This window comes from Rahnella selenatireducens, assembly GCF_046449555.1.
Lineage (GTDB): Bacteria > Pseudomonadota > Gammaproteobacteria > Enterobacterales > Enterobacteriaceae > Rahnella > Rahnella selenatireducens.
Genome location: NZ_JBKEZJ010000009.1, coordinates 26,109 through 44,350, shown reverse-complemented (window position 1 = coordinate 44,350; position 18,242 = coordinate 26,109). Strand labels below are relative to the sequence as shown.

General features: G+C 51.4%; 16 protein-coding genes. 7 read left to right on the top strand and 9 right to left on the bottom strand.

The window, feature by feature from the left end; all coding sequences use genetic code 11:
- Positions 1-41 precede the first annotated feature (41 nt).
- Together sulA and ompA are read left to right on the top strand one after the other, a co-directional pair.
- Positions 42-548: an SOS-induced cell division inhibitor SulA gene (gene sulA / locus ACLBVC_RS15700; protein ID WP_410150403.1), complete on the top strand. Its 507-nt coding sequence runs from the start codon at positions 42-44 to the stop codon at positions 546-548.
- A gap of 355 nt (positions 549-903) precedes the next feature.
- Positions 904-1,980 (top strand): porin OmpA, encoded by a 1,077-nt coding sequence (gene ompA, locus ACLBVC_RS15695; RefSeq protein WP_195812769.1) that lies wholly within the window; start codon positions 904-906, stop codon positions 1,978-1,980.
- A 121-nt stretch (positions 1,981-2,101) separates the two neighbouring features.
- Here ompA and matP read toward each other — a convergent pair whose 3' ends face one another.
- The gene (gene matP / locus ACLBVC_RS15690; RefSeq protein WP_410150402.1) at positions 2,102-2,560 is read right to left on the bottom strand and encodes a macrodomain Ter protein MatP; all 459 of its coding nucleotides are present in this window, start codon (positions 2,558-2,560) and stop codon (positions 2,102-2,104) included.
- A 210-nt stretch (positions 2,561-2,770) separates the two neighbouring features.
- Here matP and ACLBVC_RS15685 point away from each other — a divergent pair, with 210 nt between their 5' ends.
- The gene (locus ACLBVC_RS15685) at positions 2,771-4,537 is read left to right on the top strand and encodes an AAA family ATPase (protein ID WP_410150401.1); all 1,767 of its coding nucleotides are present in this window, start codon (positions 2,771-2,773) and stop codon (positions 4,535-4,537) included.
- Between the two features lie 68 nt (positions 4,538-4,605).
- The gene (gene fabA / locus ACLBVC_RS15680; protein ID WP_013574872.1) at positions 4,606-5,124 is read left to right on the top strand and encodes a bifunctional 3-hydroxydecanoyl-ACP dehydratase/trans-2-decenoyl-ACP isomerase; all 519 of its coding nucleotides are present in this window, start codon (positions 4,606-4,608) and stop codon (positions 5,122-5,124) included.
- A 144-nt stretch (positions 5,125-5,268) separates the two neighbouring features.
- On the opposite strand, the gene rmf is transcribed toward fabA, so the two are convergent.
- The 6 genes from rmf to rlmKL form a co-directional block, all read right to left on the bottom strand.
- Positions 5,269-5,436 (bottom strand): ribosome modulation factor, encoded by a 168-nt coding sequence (gene rmf, locus ACLBVC_RS15675; protein ID WP_013574871.1) that lies wholly within the window; start codon positions 5,434-5,436, stop codon positions 5,269-5,271.
- A 275-nt stretch (positions 5,437-5,711) separates the two neighbouring features.
- Positions 5,712-6,281 carry a membrane integrity-associated transporter subunit PqiC gene (pqiC, locus tag ACLBVC_RS15670; RefSeq protein ID WP_410150400.1) on the bottom strand — a complete coding sequence of 190 codons (570 nt, stop codon included), beginning with the start codon at positions 6,279-6,281 and terminating at the stop codon, positions 5,712-5,714.
- The gene (pqiB, locus tag ACLBVC_RS15665; RefSeq protein ID WP_410150399.1) at positions 6,281-7,933 is read right to left on the bottom strand and encodes an intermembrane transport protein PqiB; all 1,653 of its coding nucleotides are present in this window, start codon (positions 7,931-7,933) and stop codon (positions 6,281-6,283) included. The genes pqiC and pqiB overlap by 1 nt, the downstream gene beginning before the upstream one ends.
- On the bottom strand, positions 7,920-9,194 hold the full coding sequence (pqiA, locus tag ACLBVC_RS15660) for a membrane integrity-associated transporter subunit PqiA (protein WP_410150535.1): 1,275 nt from the start codon (positions 9,192-9,194) through the stop codon (positions 7,920-7,922). Before pqiA ends, pqiB begins: the two co-directional genes overlap by 14 nt.
- 78 nt (positions 9,195-9,272) lie before the next feature.
- A complete protein-coding gene (locus ACLBVC_RS15655) occupies positions 9,273-11,177 on the bottom strand; it encodes an ABC transporter ATP-binding protein (RefSeq protein ID WP_410150398.1) in 1,905 nt (634 codons plus the stop codon).
- A 5-nt stretch (positions 11,178-11,182) separates the two neighbouring features.
- Positions 11,183-13,303, bottom strand: coding sequence for a bifunctional 23S rRNA (guanine(2069)-N(7))-methyltransferase RlmK/23S rRNA (guanine(2445)-N(2))-methyltransferase RlmL (gene rlmKL / locus ACLBVC_RS15650; protein ID WP_410150397.1), 2,121 nt, complete (start codon positions 13,301-13,303; stop codon positions 11,183-11,185).
- 108 nt (positions 13,304-13,411) lie between these two features.
- Between rlmKL and ACLBVC_RS15645 the strand changes: the two genes are divergently transcribed.
- Positions 13,412-14,515 carry a YcbX family protein gene (locus ACLBVC_RS15645; RefSeq protein ID WP_410150396.1) on the top strand — a complete coding sequence of 368 codons (1,104 nt, stop codon included), beginning with the start codon at positions 13,412-13,414 and terminating at the stop codon, positions 14,513-14,515.
- Positions 14,516-14,563: 48 nt separating this feature from the next.
- On the opposite strand, the gene ACLBVC_RS15640 is transcribed toward ACLBVC_RS15645, so the two are convergent.
- Positions 14,564-15,109, bottom strand: a complete 546-nt coding sequence (locus tag ACLBVC_RS15640) for a cell division protein ZapC (protein ID WP_152324138.1) — start codon at positions 15,107-15,109, stop codon at positions 14,564-14,566.
- Positions 15,110-15,305: 196 nt separating this feature from the next.
- On the bottom strand, positions 15,306-16,316 hold the full coding sequence (gene pyrD / locus ACLBVC_RS15635) for a quinone-dependent dihydroorotate dehydrogenase (RefSeq protein ID WP_410150395.1): 1,011 nt from the start codon (positions 16,314-16,316) through the stop codon (positions 15,306-15,308).
- Positions 16,317-16,613: 297 nt separating this feature from the next.
- On the opposite strand from pyrD, the gene ssuE reads away from it, so the two are divergent.
- Positions 16,614-17,195, top strand: coding sequence for an NADPH-dependent FMN reductase (gene ssuE, locus ACLBVC_RS15630; RefSeq protein WP_410150394.1), 582 nt, complete (start codon positions 16,614-16,616; stop codon positions 17,193-17,195).
- A gap of 18 nt (positions 17,196-17,213) precedes the next feature.
- Positions 17,214-18,188: a sulfonate ABC transporter substrate-binding protein gene (locus ACLBVC_RS15625; protein WP_410150393.1), complete on the top strand. Its 975-nt coding sequence runs from the start codon at positions 17,214-17,216 to the stop codon at positions 18,186-18,188.
- The last annotated feature ends 54 nt before the right edge of the window (positions 18,189-18,242 follow it).

Sequence of the window (18,242 nt, the reverse complement as noted above, 5' to 3'; positions counted from 1 at the left end):
GTACTGTACATTCATACAGTAACCTACTGGGGTATATCACTATGCGCACTCAACATCTTATAAATCATCATTTTAGTCAGCCTGCTTTGCCCGTCGCTCATACACAGGTAAATTCGTCAGCGTCCTTGAATAATGGTCTGATCACTGAGTTCGTTTATAGTGCGAGCCAGCCAGCGTTTGCGCAGTTACTTCTGCCATTACTGCAACATTTAGGTATGCAATCACGCTGGTTGTTGTGGCTCACACCTCAGCAAAAAGTAAGCCGTCACTGGTTATCGCAGTCAGGTTTGCCAGTCGATAAAATGGTCCAGGTTAATCAGATCACCGCGATGTCGACGGTTGATGCGATGGAAAAAGCATTGCTGACCGGTAACTACAGTGTAGTGCTTGGGTGGTTGCCCGATTTGAATGATTCAGAAAGAGAAAGACTGCAAATTGCAGCGCGTCATGGAGGGTCATACGGGTTCATTATGAAGCCAACAAATGAACAGAATTCAGCTAGTGGACATCACTCCACCGTAAAAATTCACTCTTCTGTATACCATTAGTTCAAAATAGGAATGTTCCTACAAAAATAGTACGGAACTTAGTGATTTGTGCTGAAACCGGCTTCAAACCCAGTAAAAATGGGTATTCCGACCTCAGATTATCTCCAGTTTTTGTCAACAATTGGTCAAAGCCGTTAAGAAATGTGTACGTTTTTCCCTTTTTTTCCACGGTGTTAACACTTCAAGCTTGTAAGTTTCGCGCCACGTTGTAGACTTTACAACGCCAAGGTTGCTCTATAATGCCAACGTAAAGTGGCAAGTTCTTAATTGAAGCAAGAATCTTGGCGTAAGGATTTTAACCAAGGGCTTAAAGCTTAAAGCTCAATTGCCTATTTGGATGATAACGAGGCGCAAAATGAAAAAGACAGCTATCGCATTAGCAGTGGCACTGGCAGGTTTCGCTACCGTAGCGCAAGCCGCCCCTAAAGATAACACCTGGTATACCGGTGGTAAATTGGGCTGGTCCCAATACCATGACACTGGTTTCGCAAATGCTTACGAAGGTATCGGCAACGGCCCTACCCACGAAAGCCAACTGGGTGCAGGTGCGTTCTTGGGTTACCAAGCGAACCAATACCTGGGCTTTGAAATGGGATATGACTGGCTTGGCCGCATGCCTTCTAAAGGCAGCGTAAACAACGGCGCGTTCAAAGCACAGGGCGTTCAGCTGGCTGCTAAACTGAGCTACCCGCTGACTGACGATCTGGACCTGTACACCCGTCTGGGTGGTATGGTTTGGCGTGCAGATTCTAAAGGTGCCTTCGACAACGGTGCTGCTGGCCGCGTAAGCGACCACGACACTGGCGTTTCTCCACTGGCAGCAGTGGGTGTTGAATACGCAGTGACCAAAAACTGGGCTACCCGTCTGGATTACCAGTGGGTTAACAACATCGGCGACGCGCAGACTGTTGGCGCACGTCCAGACAACGGCATGCTGTCTGTAGGTGTTTCTTACCGTTTCGGTCAGGATGATGTTGCAGCACCAGTTGTTGCACCGGCTCCAGCTCCAGCTCCAGTTGTGGAAACTAAGAAATTCACTCTGAAGTCTGACGTTCTGTTCAACTTCAACAAAGCCACTCTGAAACCAGAAGGCCAACAGGCTCTGGATCAGCTGTACAGCCAGTTGAGTTCAATCGATCCTAAAGACGGTTCAGTTATCGTTCTGGGTTACACCGACCGTATCGGTTCAGAACAATACAACCAGAAACTGTCTGAGCAACGTGCACAGAGCGTAGTGGATTACCTGGTATCTAAAGGTATCCCTGCGAACAAAATCTCTGCACAAGGTCAAGGTAAATCTAACCCAGTTACTGGTTCTACCTGTGACTCCGTTAAAGGCCGTGCTGCTCTGATCGACTGCCTGGCACCAGACCGTCGTGTTGAAATCGAAGTTAAAGGCTACAAAGATACTGTTACTCAGCCACAGGCTTAATAACACTCTTTAGCTTTAACGACAGATATCAAAAACCCCGCTTCGGCGGGGTTTTTTTATGCTTTGAATTCAGCGAATGGAATACAGCGGTGAGGGTCTTCAGCCCAATTAAGAAAAAGGATCAGAGATCTTGTATACCGAGGATTTGCTGCAGGTCTTCTTTGAGTGAAGACATCTGGTTGGCGTATTTCTCTTTCCGTTCAGCGTCTTCAAGCAACTGAATGATGGTATCAGACAAGGTTGCGCCGCGGCGCTGTGCCAGCCCTGCCAGACGCTGCCAGACAAGGAATTCTAAATCGATGGATTTCTTACGGGTGTGCTGATGTTCGGCATTAAAATGACGTTTTCTGCGTGCACGAATAGTTTGTTTAAGACGATTTTCCAGCGCCGGATTCATATTATTTACAATCCAGTCCGCAACCTTAACAGGTTCATTTTCTAAACTGAGAAGTTGATTCACGGATTCCTGAGCGGCACTGTTTTCGAGATGGCGGGTGATACGCTCACCTTCCCGATGTTTTTTCACCAAATACTTCCATTTCCAACCGCTTTCAAGATTTTCCAGTTGCTGATATTTCATCGTGAACTCTTCGGTGACCACGTAACTTTACTAAGCATAACAGCTTTATCTCAATTTTCACCCCAAAAAACTCAGCATATACTGTCCATTTTTTGCGCACCTGTTCAGCAATGTGCACTAAGACCTATTCAGTCGCGACTCTCATTGTATGCAGCCGGATTTATTCTTGTATAATCGCTCTTTCCCTTTTTATAGAAAACAGCTAACACATTGACCAATAACCGACTTGACTGGCAGCTTTTACTGCCTGACTCCGCGCCTTATGAGGCAATATTTGCAACGGCAGCCCAGTTAGCCCCTGTCGATTTCGCTGGAACACAGCCCCGGCTGGAAAATGGTTTAACGCTGTTTTGTCACCCCCGCTCACGTCCTCGCTTTATGACACTTAAGGCGCAGGAAAATCGTGAGTATTTGTCACGCATTGCTCAGGCGGTCAGCGACCTGTTGCCTGAAATCACTGAAGTGTCAGGTAACCGCTATCATATTGAAGGCAGTAAGGTCACCCTGCTCGCTGCAAAATCGGCGGAAGATGCCTTTGCCGCGAAGTTCACCTGTCAGTACCGCGAATGGTTAGAGCCGGAGCAGTTGTTTGGCTGTGTTCGTGTGCATAAAGATCTCATCCAGCTTGAACCCGGTTTGGTTCATCAGGTCAATGGCGGTGTTCTGGTACTTTCTATCCGCACGCTTATCGCTCAACCGCTGATGTGGCTGCGCCTGAAACAGATGATCACCGAAGGCATGTATCACTGGGTTTCCCCGGATGAGACGAAACCGTTGCCTGTTACCATTCCGCCAATGCCGCTGGATCTCCGTCTGATTTTAGTCGGCGACCGCCTCTCTTTGGGCGATCTGAGTGATATGGAACCGGAGCTGATGGATTCTGCCATTTATGGCGAGTTTGAAGCCGACCTGCCGCTGACCGAAGAAAGCGACATGGAAACCTGGTGTGGTTATGTCAATACGCTGGCCGATGAGTTGGAAATTCCCCGCCTTGCCGCTGACGCCTGGCCCGAATTCTTTAAGCTGGCAATCCGCCACAGCACCGATCAGGGCAGTCTGACGCTCGATCCGGTCTGGCTGAACACGCAACTCAGCGAAGCGGCGCTCTATAATGAAGATGAACTGCTCAGTGCCAAAGCGCTTGAGGCGGCATTCAGCGCGCGTGCATGGCGTGAGAGCTATCTGCAGGAACGCATGCAGGACGAAATCGAACTGGGCCAGATTCGCATCGAAACTGAGGGCGAAGTGGTCGGGCAAATTAACGGGCTGTCCGTACTGGAATACCCGGGACACCCGCGCGCGTTGGGTGAACCTTCACGCATTAGTTGTGTCGTACACACCGGTGACGGCGAATTTACCGACGTTGAGCGCAAAGCAGAATTAGGCGGCAATCTTCATGCGAAAGGCATGATGATTATGCAGGCCTTCCTGATATCCGAGTTAGAACTCGACCAGCCTCTGCCCTTCTCCGCTTCGATTGTGTTCGAGCAGTCTTACGGTGAAGTGGACGGCGACAGCGCTTCCCTTGCTGAACTCTGTGCGCTGATCAGTGCGCTGTCGATGCAGCCGATTAACCAGCAAATTGCGGTGACCGGTTCTGTCGACCAGTTTGGGAATGTGCAACCTATTGGTGGCGTGAACGAAAAAATCGAAGGTTTCTTCGAGGTTTGTCAGCGTCGCGGTTTGACCGGTAAACAAGGGGTCATTCTGCCTACCAGCAACGTGCGTAATTTGTGCCTGCATCCGCAGGTGATTGACGCCGTTCGCGAAGGCCAGTTTCACTTATGGGCAGTTGATAGCGCAGACGAAGCACTGCCTATCCTGACCGGACTGATTTACTTCAACGAAGGAGAAGCTGAGGAAGAGCGTCCGAGTTTGCTGGGATTAATTCAGCAACGTATTGCGCTGGTCACGTCTCAGGGCGGCCCGCGTTATCCGTGGCCTCTTCGTTGGTTGAACTGGTTCAACCACAGCTGATCGGAGTTGTTCAGCTTACAGCTGTTCGCTAATCTTCGCCCTTCAATAAAATAAGGCTTACATAGAACATGGTAGATAAACGCGATTCCTATACGAAAGAAGACCTCGTAGCTTCCGGCCGCAGTGAACTGTTTGGCGCAGGCGGCCCTCCATTACCGTCAGGCAACATGCTGATGATGGACCGCATCGTGAAGATGCAGGAAGATGGCGGCACCCATGGCAAAGGCTATGTTGAAGCTGAATTAGATATCAATCCGGACCTGTGGTTCTTTGGTTGCCACTTCATCGGTGATCCGGTAATGCCGGGTTGTCTGGGTCTGGATGCAATGTGGCAGCTGGTCGGTTTCTATCTGGGCTGGCTCGGTGGCGAAGGCAAAGGCCGCGCACTGGGTGTGGGTGAAGTGAAATTCACCGGTCAGGTATTGCCGACGGCAAAACTTGTCACTTATCGCCTGAACTTCAAACGCGTGATCAACCGTAAACTGATCATGGGTGTTGCAGATGGTGAAGTTCTGGTTGATGGCGTAGTTATCTATACCGCAACGGATCTGAAAGTCGGCCTGTTCAAAGACGCTGCCGCGTTCTAACAGCCCTTTCACTTCATGCCAGACAAACGGTGAGCCTTGCGCTCGCCGTTTTTTTTATGGTCTTTTAAAGTTCAGCGGAGAGAGCCACAAACAAAAACCTCCGCGCGCAGCGGAGGTCGTTCCTTATTCTGACAGGGGAGCCGCTTAAGCGGTAACGGCCCTGTCCTCCATGGCTTGTCGCCAACCCCCGAGCCAGTGTGATCGGGCATCTAATGATTGGTACGGACAAATCTCCTTAGAGCGTCCGCCAATACCTGCTTGATATCCACGTGATTGTGCCCGTTCCAGGCGATCGCGTTTTTGTCTCTTCATGCCTTGTATCCCTCATTATTCAGGTCAGGTGGAAAGAAAACAGTGGTACGCATCTGCGTCCACACCTAACAAATAGCCGCAATCACAGGCGAGGTCAATGCGCAAAATTCACGCCAATGTCATATTCATGAGCTATATTATTCGATTGCGCACAAACTAATCGCGCCAGCGAAAGGCTCATCTGGCTGATCGCCCTAAAAAAATCCCGGTGTCTGAAAAATCAGAAACCGGGATTTTTTGTCTTTAACTTAAAAAATATTAAGCTTAAAAAATTGTCATCTTATCTGTGATGCAATCTGGCCTGCTTCTTGCTGCCATCCTGTCGCCAGCGTTCTGACCAGCGCATCGTAACCATCTTCGTTTTGTTTCAGGTTCAGCGCGAAATCACGCTGAACCGTCTGTCCGCCATGCGTCAGCGTCCAGCTTCCGCTGACCACGACGATACCGTCGTAGCGACCATGGAAACCGGTGACATTGACGTTCAGAACATCCTGATCGTCTGAGCCTCCCGCCTGCGAAGAAACCAGGAAGCCCGGCAAATCACGGCGCAGATAGGTCACCAGTGATTGCTGGAGCTGTTGATCCAGCGGACTGGCCCAGAGGTTATTCTGAGTCAGTGTGTATTGCACGTCATTGGTCTGATAAACCAAACCAGTGCCCGCCAGATAATCAGCCACGCTGACCCGCTCAACCCACAAGTGACGCTGCGCGGTTGAACCAGATGTCATCGAACTGCCCGCCACTGGCGTGCTGCTAAGTACCGGCAACTGGTAATACGTTTTTTCGTTACTGCTGCTGCATGCAGACAGGAATAATGCTAAGACGACAGGTATCCATTTCATCATTATTTGGCCTTCTTCGGCTGAGGATCATCTTGCCCTGGGGCGGCGAAAATCAGTGCATTGCTTTTCTGATTCAGCGTTTTCAATACCGGCTGAAGCTCACGCAGCGTTTTATCCAGACTCTGCATATCGCCAACCAGATTGCCGTAAGCCGGTGAGCCAGGCTGGAAACCTTTCAGGCTACGGTTAAGCTGAATGAGCGTCTGCTGCATATCCGCAGGCAGATTTTTCATCTCTTTACTTGAAACAATCGCGTTCAGAGACTCGATGGTTTTCTGCGTAGATTTCATCGTTCTCTGACTTTCGGCCAGCGTGCTGGTGGCTTCACGCATCATCGGCTCAATCGGCAGATTGTTGATTTTATCCAGCGTAGCCATCAGTTTCTGCTGGATTTGCGCAAACCCGCCGCTCACGGTCGGCAGCAGTTTATGTCCGGCAATTTCCAGCGGCCCTTTCCACGGTTTCTCGTTCGGATAGAAATCCAGATCGATATACATCGCGCCGGTGAGCAGGTTGGCTGATTTCATTGAAGCGCGCAGACCATGTGAAATGCCATCACGGACATGCTCTTCAATATTGAAGTCTTTACCCATCAGTTGAGCAAAGCGGTCAGGCTCAATACGAATTAATACCGGTATACGGTATTCTTCAGACATTTGCTGATTGAGCACATTCATCGGATAAGGCACTTCGGCCACGGTACCCAAACGGATGCCACGGAATTCCACTGGTGCCCCCGGTTGCAGGCCGCGAACTGAATCAGAGAAGAACATCACGTAATCCATATGGCGGGTATACAGTGATTCCTGAATGCTTTTCTGATCGTCAAACAGCTGATAGTTATCGCCATTCTTCGCTTCAAGCCCCTGCGTCCAGCCGTTAGGAATATCGAAGCTTACGCCTCCGCTGAACAGCGTCGTCAGTGACCCCATCTCCACACGCATACCGGCGGCGGACATATCAAAGTTCACTCCGCTGTCTTTCCAAAAACGCACATTGTCAGTCACCAGCGTGTCGTAAGGTGCGCGGATGAAGAGCTGATATTTGATGTTACGGGCTTTAGGATCAAAGTGGCTGGTCTCAACCGTCCCGACCTGATAACCACGGAAGAGTACCGGATCCCCCGGATTGAGCTGCCCGGAGCGCTCACTTTCCAGAATAACGCGGACGCCTTTCGCATCCGGTGACGCCAGCGGAGGCGAATCATCCAGCTGATATTCTTCTTTCTCGCTACCTTTACTCCCAGGCTGTAGCTGAATATATGCGCCGGATAACAACGTCCCAAGGCCGGAAATACCTTCACGTCCGATTTGCGGTTTCACAACCCAGAATACGGAGTCACCACGCAGCATTTTTTCCATGCCGGTGTTAAGCCGCGCTTTGATAATGACCTGCTGGAGGTCGTCGCTGAGCGTGACGGTTTCTACTTTTCCCACATCGACGTTGCGGCTTTTGATGGTGGTTTTGCCGCCTTCAATACCTTCAGCTGTCGTTGTGATTAACGTGACTTCCGGTCCCTGATGGCTGTAGTGATAAAACAGGATCCAGGCTCCGATCAATGCAGTCACAATCGGCACGATCCACACCGGGGACCAGCGTTTAATTTTTTCTACTTTGGCAGTTCCGTCGTGCTCTGCCATATTATTTCCTGCCATCTTGTGGCTCCTTTGCAGACTTCATTCCAGCGCGATCCCAAATGAGCCTTGGGTCAAACGTCATGGCGGCGAACATCGTGAGGATGACAACGCCCGCAAACAGCAGCGCGCCGATATCCGGATAAATACTCATCAGTTGCCCCATTCTGACCAGTGCTGACAGCACCGCAATGACAAATACGTCAATCATTGACCAGCGGCCAACAAACTCAACAACTTCATAAATGACATGCAACCTTTCCCTGTCGATTTGTTTATCGCTGTTGGCATCCCAGCAAAGCCAGGCAATGGCGATCATTTTTAATGTCGGCACCATAATACTGGCGATGAAAATCACCATTGCCACAGGGTAAGAGCCGTCACTCCACAGCAGCACAACACCGGCCATGATCGTTGAAGGCATCGGATTCCCGAGAACCTGCGTGATCATAATCGGCAGCATATTGGCCGGGAGATATAACAAAATGGACGTCACCAGCAGGGCCATCGTCCATTGCAGACTGTTTTTACGTCGCGCGTGGCCTTTGCTTTTACAGCGCCCGCACACTTCCTGCTCCGCAGGCAAAATCGCCATGCAGCAATGGCAGGAACGCAGCCCCTGGCGCAAACCACTCTCCCCGACCCGTAACGGCTGAACAAGTTCAGGTGCGGGTTCGATGTGTTCCCACATCCAGAAGCGATCGGTACACTGAAAAGCGCGCAGTTGCAGCAGGCAAAACAGAACATAAGGGATAAAGCTGGTGCCAATCCCCACATCACCATACGCCATCAGTTTGACGAAACTCACCAGCACACCGGCGAGGAAAATCTCCACCATGCACCAGCTTTTCAGCCGAAACAGCGTACGCGCAATGCTGACTTTCCAGTGAACAGGAATTTTGTTGCCGTAGCAAAGAAGGATAATTGAGAGCATGCAAACCGCCGGGAGCAGCTGCACCACGATCATAAACAGCGACGCCATACTGGCGTAATTTTCAGAAACCAGGACCTGCGGGATCTGGACCAGTGTCACTTCACTGCTCAGCCCGGCAACGTTCATATTGACGAAAGGGAAAAGATTGGCCAGCAACAGCATGAATAGCGCGCTGATTGCATAACCGACAGGACGTCTGCGTGGCTCATTCCAGCGGGTTGTCAGCGTCGTATGGCAACGGGGACAAACGGCTTTTTGCCCTATTTTCAGACCAGGTATGGCCACCAGAATGTCGCATTGGGGGCACAGGATGTGCGGGTCATTGTCATGGGCGTCAGAACACACTATCGACTCCTCAACAGCGGAAAGACTAAGAATATTGGCAACCGATCTTCCCTTCATCCGGTTGCCAATCATGGTGCAGTGTTAGCCGTTTTTCTGCGCTTCCAGCGCTTCCCAACGTTCAAACGCCTGCTCTAACTCCTGCTCTGCAGCAGCGAAAGCAGTGAGCACTTGCTGAGTTTCTTCATGAGGAAGTGTGAAGAAATTCGCATCGCTCATCTGCTGTTGCAGTGCTTCAATTTTTTCTTCCAGCGAACTGATTTGCAGAGGCAATTGTTCCAGCTCGCGTTGTTGATTATAGCTGAGCTTATTCGCCGTGCGTTTGGCCGGTTCTGCTTTCGGTTGTGCCGCCGGTTTATTTTCCGCTACAACAGCCTGACGGATTGGTTTCTGGTTCCGGCGCTGATGCTGCGCGTCAAAGTAACCGCCCACATAGCTGTTTATCACGCCGTTGCCTTCATAAATCCAGCACTCGGTCGCAGAGTTATCAACAAATTCACGGTCATGGCTAACCAGCATTACGGTGCCCTGATAGCTGTCGATCATCTCTTCCAGCAGTTCCAGCGTTTCCACATCCAGATCGTTGGTCGGTTCATCGAGGATCAACAGGTTGCTTGGACGCAGGAACAGTTTTGCCAGCAGCAGACGATTACGTTCGCCGCCAGACAAAGCTTTCACCGGCGTCATCGCACGTTTCGGATGGAACAGGAAATCTTGCAGATAGCCCAGCACGTGGCGTGCACGGCCGTTCACCATCACTTCCTGCTTACCTTCGGCAAGGTTGTCCATCACGGTACGTTCCGGATCAAGTTCGGCACGGTGCTGGTCGAAGTACGCCACTTCCAGCTTGGTGCCGCAGTGAACGCGACCGCTGTCGGCCTTAATCTGACTTAACATCAGTTTAAGCAAGGTGGTTTTACCACAACCATTCGGGCCAACCAGCGCAATCTTATCACCACGCATGACCTGCGCAGAGAAGTGGCTCACCAGCTGTTTACCGGCAATCGCGTAGCTGACGTCTTCCATTTCGAAGACAATCTTGCCGGAAGTCGAAGCTTCAACGACCTGCATTTTGGCGGTGCCCATTACTTCACGACGTTCAGAACGCTCCTGACGTAAGGCTTTCAATGCGCGAACGCGGCCTTCGTTACGGGTACGGCGTGCCTTGATGCCCTGGCGGATCCACACTTCTTCCTGCGCCAGTTTTTTGTCGAATTCTGCGTTCTGCAATTCTTCAACACGCAACGCTTCTTCTTTCGCCAGCAGATATTCTTCGTAGTTACCCGGATAAGAAACCAGTTTGCCACGATCGAGATCGACAATGCGGGTCGCCATGTTACGGATGAAAGAACGGTCATGGGAAATGAAGATGATGCTGCCCTGGAACTCTTTCAGGAAATCTTCCAGCCAGGCAATACTTTCGATATCCAGGTGGTTAGTCGGTTCGTCGAGCAGCAAAATGTGCGGCGCGCTGACCAGCGCACGGCCCAGCGCAGCTTTACGCAACCAGCCGCCGGACAGAGATTTAAGCTCGGTATCCGCGTCCAGACCCAGTTTCAGCAGCACTTCATTGATGCGGCTGTCGAGCTGCCACAGTCCCTGATGATCGAGGATCTCCATCACCTGCGCCAGTTTGTTCAGGTTCTTTTCGCTCGGATCGGTTTCAACCAGATGCGAAATCGCGTGATACGCTTTCAGGTGTTCCGCCTGTTCAAAAACGCCTTCAGAGACGAAATCAAACACTGTGCCTTCCACGTTACGCGGGGGATCCTGTTGCAGACGCGCCACAATCAGGTCCTGCTCATAAACGATGCGCCCGTCATCGAGCGGCACTTCGCGGTTCAGAATTTTCATCAGCGTCGATTTACCGGCGCCGTTACGGCCAACCAGACAGACACGTTCGTTCGGCTCGATGTGTAATTCGGTGTTATCCAACAGCGGCGAGTCACTGAATGACAGCCAGGCACCTGACATACTAATTAACGACATAAACTTTATTTTTCCTCGCCGGCATGAGACAGCAGCCAGCAGTTATGAATCTGACGATTACGAGCGAAATCCTGTGACAGGGTTTGGCTGGTGATTTCTTTGGCGGTCAGCCCCAGTTTGCTCAGTCCATCGAGATCCATCTGGAAGCCGCGCTTGTTATTGGAGAACATGATGGTGCCGTTGCGACGTAAAATGCGTTTCAGATCTTTCATTAATGCCAGATGATCGCGCTGAACATCAAAACTGTCGGCCATACGTTTCGAGTTGGAGAACGTCGGTGGATCGATAAAGATCACATCGAATTGTTCATCACACATGCCAAGATAAGACAGGCAATCTGCCTGAATCAGGCGGTGCTGACGGCCGGTCAGGCCATTGGCACGCAGGTTTTTCTCTGCCCATTCCAGATAGGTACGGGACATATCCACCGTGGTTGTACTGCGCGCACCACCCAGACCGGCGTGAACGCTGGCCGTGCCGGTGTACGCGAACAGGTTCAGGAAGTCTTTTCCTTTACTCATTTCGCCGAGCATTTTGCGGGCAATACGGTGATCCAGGAACAAACCGGTGTCGAGATAATCCGTCAGGTTAACCCACAGTTTAGCGTCGAATTCCTCAACCAGCAGGAACTCACCCTTCTGTGCCAGTTTCTCGTACTGGCTGGTGCCTTTCTGACGTTCACGGGTTTTCAGGATCAGTTGGCTGGATGAAATATCCAGCACCGACATTGTGGCGTTAATTACGTCGAACAAACGCTGACGCGCTTTCTGCGCATCAACCGTTTTCGGCGGCGCATATTCTTGTACCACAACTTTGCTGCCGTAACGGTCAACCGCCACGTTGTAGTCTGGCAAATCGGCGTCATACAGGCGATAGCATTCGATACCCTGCTGTTTGGCCCACTTCTCCAGCTTTTTAACATTTTTGCGCAGGCGGTTGGCATAATCTTCTGCCATTTGCGCACCTGCCGCGCCGGTCGGATTCTCCGCCAACTGGTAGTTTTTCTGCACACATTCCAGTGGACCGTTTTTCGCTTTGAACTGACGCTCAGCGCGCAGTTGCAGGCAACTTAACAGCTCAGGTGACGCACTGAACAACGACAACTGCCAGCCGCCAAACTGGGTTTTCATAATGCGCCCAAGCATGTTGTGCAGCGCAATCAGAGCCGGTTCGCTTTCCAGACGCTCGCCGTATGGCGGGTTGCTGATCACCGTCCCGGTCGGGCCTTCCGGCAGCGGATTCACCAGTTTGCCGACTTCGGCAGCTTCAAAGCTGATCAGTTCCACCACACCCGCGCGACGGGCATTTGCACGTGCCATCTCTATAACGCGACGATCAATATCAGATCCGAAGAAGCGTGATGCTGTTTCCTGAACGCCACGGCGGGTACGAACCTGCGCTTCTGCGGTCAGTTCGCGCCACAATTCAGCGTCAAATTTGTTCCAGCCGGTAAATCCCCAGTGCTGGCGATGCAGGCCAGGTGCGCGATCGGCAGCGATCATCGCCGCTTCAATCAGCAACGTACCGGAACCACACATCGGGTCAACCATTGGCGTACCCGCCTGCCAGCCAGAACGCATCACAATAGCCGCTGCCAGATTTTCCTTCAGCGGAGCCTGACCGGTTAAATCACGGTAGCCGCGCTGATGCAGGCCTTCGCCGCTGAGATCCAGCGCGACGCTGGCGGTATCACGTTGCAGGAACACGTTAACGCGGATGTCCGGCTGTTGCTTCGCCACGTTCGGGCGCTCATCCATTTTGCGGGTAAAGCTGTCAACGATGGCGTCTTTGACTTTCAGCGCGCCGTACTGGCTGTTACGGATTTCGTCGTTCAGGCCGCTGAAATGCACGGCAAACGTTTTTTCCACGCCAAACACGGACGGCCAGTCAATCGCCATCACGCCGAGGTAAAGATCCAGATCGCTGTGAACTTTGAATTCGTTCAGCGGTAACAGGATGCGCGAAGCCAGACGGCTCCACAGTAAGCTCCGATACATCAGGCGATCGTCACCTTCAAAATGCACCCCTCCCTGCACAACTTTGCAGGCTTGCGCACCCAGCGTTTCCAGTTCGCTTTTTAACAGTTCTTCCAGTCCACGCGCCGTGCTGGCAAACAAAGAGTTCATATCGACATATCACCAAAAATAAAATTGTTGCGCATTATAGCTAATCCCCACCGCTTGTCATAAAGTCTCTGGTTATCTTTAAGACTTTATATACAGAGGCGACGTTCAGTGCCCATTCTTTCACGTTTATTTGTACACCCGGTCAAATCCATGCGTGGTCTGCAAGTCTCACATGCGCTGGTCACAGCAACAGGACTGACATTCGACCGCCAGTTCATGATTACTGATACGCAAGGCACTTTTATTACGGCCCGCCAGTATCCCAACCTTGTCCTGTTCACCCCGGTGATCCTGCCCGATGGCCTGATGATCTCTGCGCCTGAAGGCGACAGCATCAGCGTTAAATTCCGTGAATTCGCCGGTGAAAGCTCACCGACAGAAGTCTGGGGCAATCAGTTTACCTCACTCATCGCGCCGGAACCGGTAAATCGCTGGTTAAGTGCTTATTTAAAGCGTGACTTACAGTTTCGTTGGGTAGGCGAAGAACCGACGCGCCGTGTGAAAAAACATCCGGAAGTCCCGCTGTCGTTTGCCGACGGCTTCCCGTATCTACTGATCAATGAAGCGTCGATGCAGGATTTACAGCGCCGCTGCCCGGGCGGTGTTCGCGTTGAGCAATTCCGGCCCAACATTGTGGTCAGTGGTGCAGAAGCTTATGCCGAAGATACCTGGCAGACGATCCGTATCGGTGAAGTCATTTTCGATCTGGTCAAACCGTGCAGCCGCTGTATTTTCACCACCGTCAGCATTGAGCGCGGGCGTAAACATCCGCGAGGCGAACCGCTGAAAACCTTGCAGGGCTACCGCACCGCCAGCGATGGCGACGTGGATTTCGGCCAGAATATGATTGCGCGAAATACCGGCGTGATCCGCGCGGGCGACAGCGTTGAGGTGCTGGCCACCAAGCCGCCACGGCCTTACGGCGCAGGTGAAGTGGTTGAAAACGTTGACGCGCCGAAAAGCACTGCGCAGGATGTGACCATCAATTATCAGGGCACGCAGTTCATCGGGAATAATCAGCAGATTTTGCTCGAACAACTGGAATTGCAGGGACTACGGATCCCGTATTCGTGTCGTGCGGGAATATGTGGTGCCTGCAAAATGACATTACAAGAGGGAAAGGTTTCGCCGCTGAAAGAAAGTGCCGTGGGCAAAGACGGAATGATATTGTCGTGCAGCTGTATTCCGGCCTCAGATATTATCATCAGCTAGAAAACGCAGTTAACTCAGGGTCAGGCAGTTTTAAACGGAATGACGAACTTAAACTGCCTGATCGTAGACATCGCTGTCCACCCGGAAAGCCGCGGGCATCAGGCGGTCATGCATCACTTTAATCGCATCACCCAGCACCATACCGCGCCCCGCCACTGTCAGACGTTCCTGCGCCAGCAAGCACAGACTGGCGTTATCGCCGGACTCAACCACCAGTAATGTCGCCTGCTCACCACTTTCCATTACCTGCACTTGCGCAAGCTGACCGTTTGCTGGCTGGAAAGGACGATGTTGCTGACTGAAATGCCAGCTCTTTGGCATTAGCGGTTTTAAAAAGCGAAAAGCGACCAATGCATTTAATACTAATTCGGCGCGCTGTTCGGCGGCCAGACGAATATGTTTGCACTGTTCTTCGAAATCAAAATACAGCGCCGCATCATCGACACAAAATGACATATCACCGAACGCATCCGGCGTTAACATTTTAGCCGGGAATCTGGAACGGAAAATCATGCCATTAGCGAGATCCAACATAAGTCGGTCATGTTCAGTATCAAAATACCAACGCCAATTATCATCTGGTTTGATTTTCATTTCGTCATCCTGTTTGCGCGATGCCCTCTGTCTGTTTGCCCGTAATGTTCTGTTGTTATCCAACCGGATAAGAATAGATCTTTTTATTACGAGCTGATATCAGACAAATCCTGAGCCTGAATAATGGCCAGTGGACAAAATATAGACGAGCCGGGTTAATAAATAAACCCCTGACTCGCCTTAAGGATGAAAAATATCAGAGGTGGGTAACAATATCTTTGATCAATCCCGGACCACGGAAGATAAATCCGGAATAGATTTGAATTAATGATGCGCCGGCTGCCATTTTTTCACGCGCTGCCGTCAGTGAATCAATGCCACCGACGCCAATAATAGGCAGGCGACCTTGTAATTCATTTGACAGCATGCGGATAATTTCTGTGCTGCGCAGTTGCAGCGGGCGACCGCTCAGTCCGCCAATCTGATCACAATGATTAAGGCCCTGGATCAGTTTACGATCGAGCGTGGTGTTAGTGGCAATCACGCCATCCATATTATGACGCACCAGGCTGTCAGCTATTTGGATCAATTCTTCCTCAGAAAGATCCGGCGCGATCTTCACAGCAACCGGGACATATTTCTGATGGCGCTGCTGAAGTTCAAGCTGCTTATTTTTAATCGCCGCCAGTAAATCATCAAGCGCTTCGCCGTATTGCAGTGAACGTAATCCCGGCGTGTTTGGTGAAGAAATATTCACCGCAATATAACCCGCGTACGGATATACCTTTTCCATACAGGTCAGATAATCATCTTTACCCTGCTCGACCGGCGTATCTTTATTCTTGCCGATATTAATCCCCAGGATGCCGCCAAAATGGGATTTTTTGACGTTATTCACCAGATTATCCACACCGTGGTTATTGAAACCCATGCGGTTAATCAGGCCTTCTGCTTCAACGATGCGGAATAAACGTGGCTTATCATTACCCTCCTGTGCGCGCGGCGTCACGGTTCCCACTTCCACAAAACCAAATCCCATTGCGCCGAGTGCATCGATACATTCGCCGTCCTTATCCAGGCCAGCGGCCAGCCCCAGCGGATTCTTGAAGGTTAATCCCATGCAGGTCACCGGTTTGGCCGGAACGGACTGACGAATTAAAAACTCAAGGGGAGTGCCGGAGATGCGGCTTAACTGACGGAAGGTTAACTCGTGGGCGCGTTCTGGATCGAGCTGAAACAGTGCTTTCCTGACAAAAGGATAATACATGGAGACTCCTGGATTCCCGGTGGCTAGACGGGGCGGTATTATCGACTAAGCGCCGGGCAATTGGAAACGATAACCGGCGGATTGGCACAATAATTGTTTCCGCACGCAAACGATTACTTTTTATTTACCTTAATTTTACTTTTATTCCCCCGCGCCCGCTTCATCCCTGCTTTATCCGTTTTCAAACTATTCATAGCCAAAATTGAGATTTCCGGTGCGCGGCGTCCCCCTGTTACGTTTACTTCACTTTGTTAAAGAAAATAATGGTTCTATTACTTTTTGTTATAAGGAAGAGAGATGCGCGTTATAACAATCGCAGGCAGCCCGCGACAACCTTCACGTTCTTCCTCCCTGCTGGCGCTCAGCCATCAGTGGCTGGCAAGCCGCGGCGTCGAGGTTTTCACCTATACGATTCAGGATTTTTCCGCTGACGACCTGCTGTTCGCAAATTTCGCCAGCCCGCAGCTCAAACAGCTGAATGCTGAACTGGCAAGCGCCGATGGATTGATCGTGGCAACTCCGGTCTATAAAGCCTCATTTTCCGGCGCACTGAAAACATTGCTGGATTTACTGCCGGAACGCGCGCTCGACCACAAAGTCGTACTGCCGCTGGCCACCGCCGGTTCGATAGGCCATATGCTCGCGGTAGATTACGCGCTCAAACCGGTGCTGGCGTCACTCAAAGCGCAGGAAGTTTTGCAGGGCGTTTTCGCCGATGACAGCCTGATCACCGATTACCAGAGTTTCCCGGCGAAGCTTGATCCCGCTCTTGAAGAACGTCTGACCGAATCGCTGGAAAACTTCTATCTGGCACTCAGCCGCCGCCGCCCGCTGGCGCCGTCTGTCGCGTCCCTTTCTGCCCAGGCATTACGCGTTTAACTTTAAAAGGAATTAACCATGCCAGCATCCTTCTCTTTATTACGTCACCTGCCAGTTATTGCCGTGCTGCTGACCAGCCTGACGCTGAGCGGTACAGTACTTGCGCAGGAAAAAGATCCCGCGCAGTTACGCATCGCCTACCAGAAAGGATCCGTCGGTCTGGTGCTGGCTAAATCCCATCAGTTACTGGAAAAACGTTTCCCGGACACCAAAATCAGCTGGGTGGAATTTCCTGCCGGCCCGCAGATCCTTGAAGCGCTGAACGTCGGCAGTATTGATCTGGGCGGAACCGGTGATTTGCCACCGCTGTTCGCGCAGGCCGCAGGCGCGGATCTGCTGTATATCGGTTCCGAACCGCCGAAGCCGAAAGCTGAAGCCATTCTGGTCGACAGCAACAGCCCGATTAAAACTGTCGCAGACCTGAAAGGCCATAAAGTTGCTTTCCAGAAAGGCTCCAGTTCGCACAATTTACTGCTTCGTGCGCTGCAGCAGGCCGGGCTGAAATTCACCGATATCCAGCCGGTTTATCTGACGCCCGCTGACGCACGCGCGGCTTTCCAGCAACATGACGTCGATGCCTGGGCTATCTGGGATCCCTACTATTCTGCCGCTCAAGTTCAGGGCGATGTTCGCGTGCTGACCGACGGTTCCACGCTGCACCAGACCGGTTCTTTCTATCTGGCACCGAAAAAATATACCGAAGCGAATCCGCAATTTATCAGCGCCGTTCTGGACGTATTAACGCAGGCGAATGCGCTGACGAAAACCGACCGTGCGCAAAGTATCACACTGCTTTCCCAGTCGATGGGGCTGCCGGATAAAGTCGTGGCGTCTTATCTCGACCACCTGCCGGATATGCCTATCACACCGGTCAGCGCCGAAACCGAAAAACGCCAGCAGCAAACCGCCGATCTGTTCTATGAAAGTCATATTTTGCCAAAACCGGTTGAGATTAAAGATCGCATCTGGAAACCCGAAGTACAGGCTAACTAAACATTCATTGAGCCGCCTACTGAGCGGCACCTGATGACGATTTGAGAGGAACAC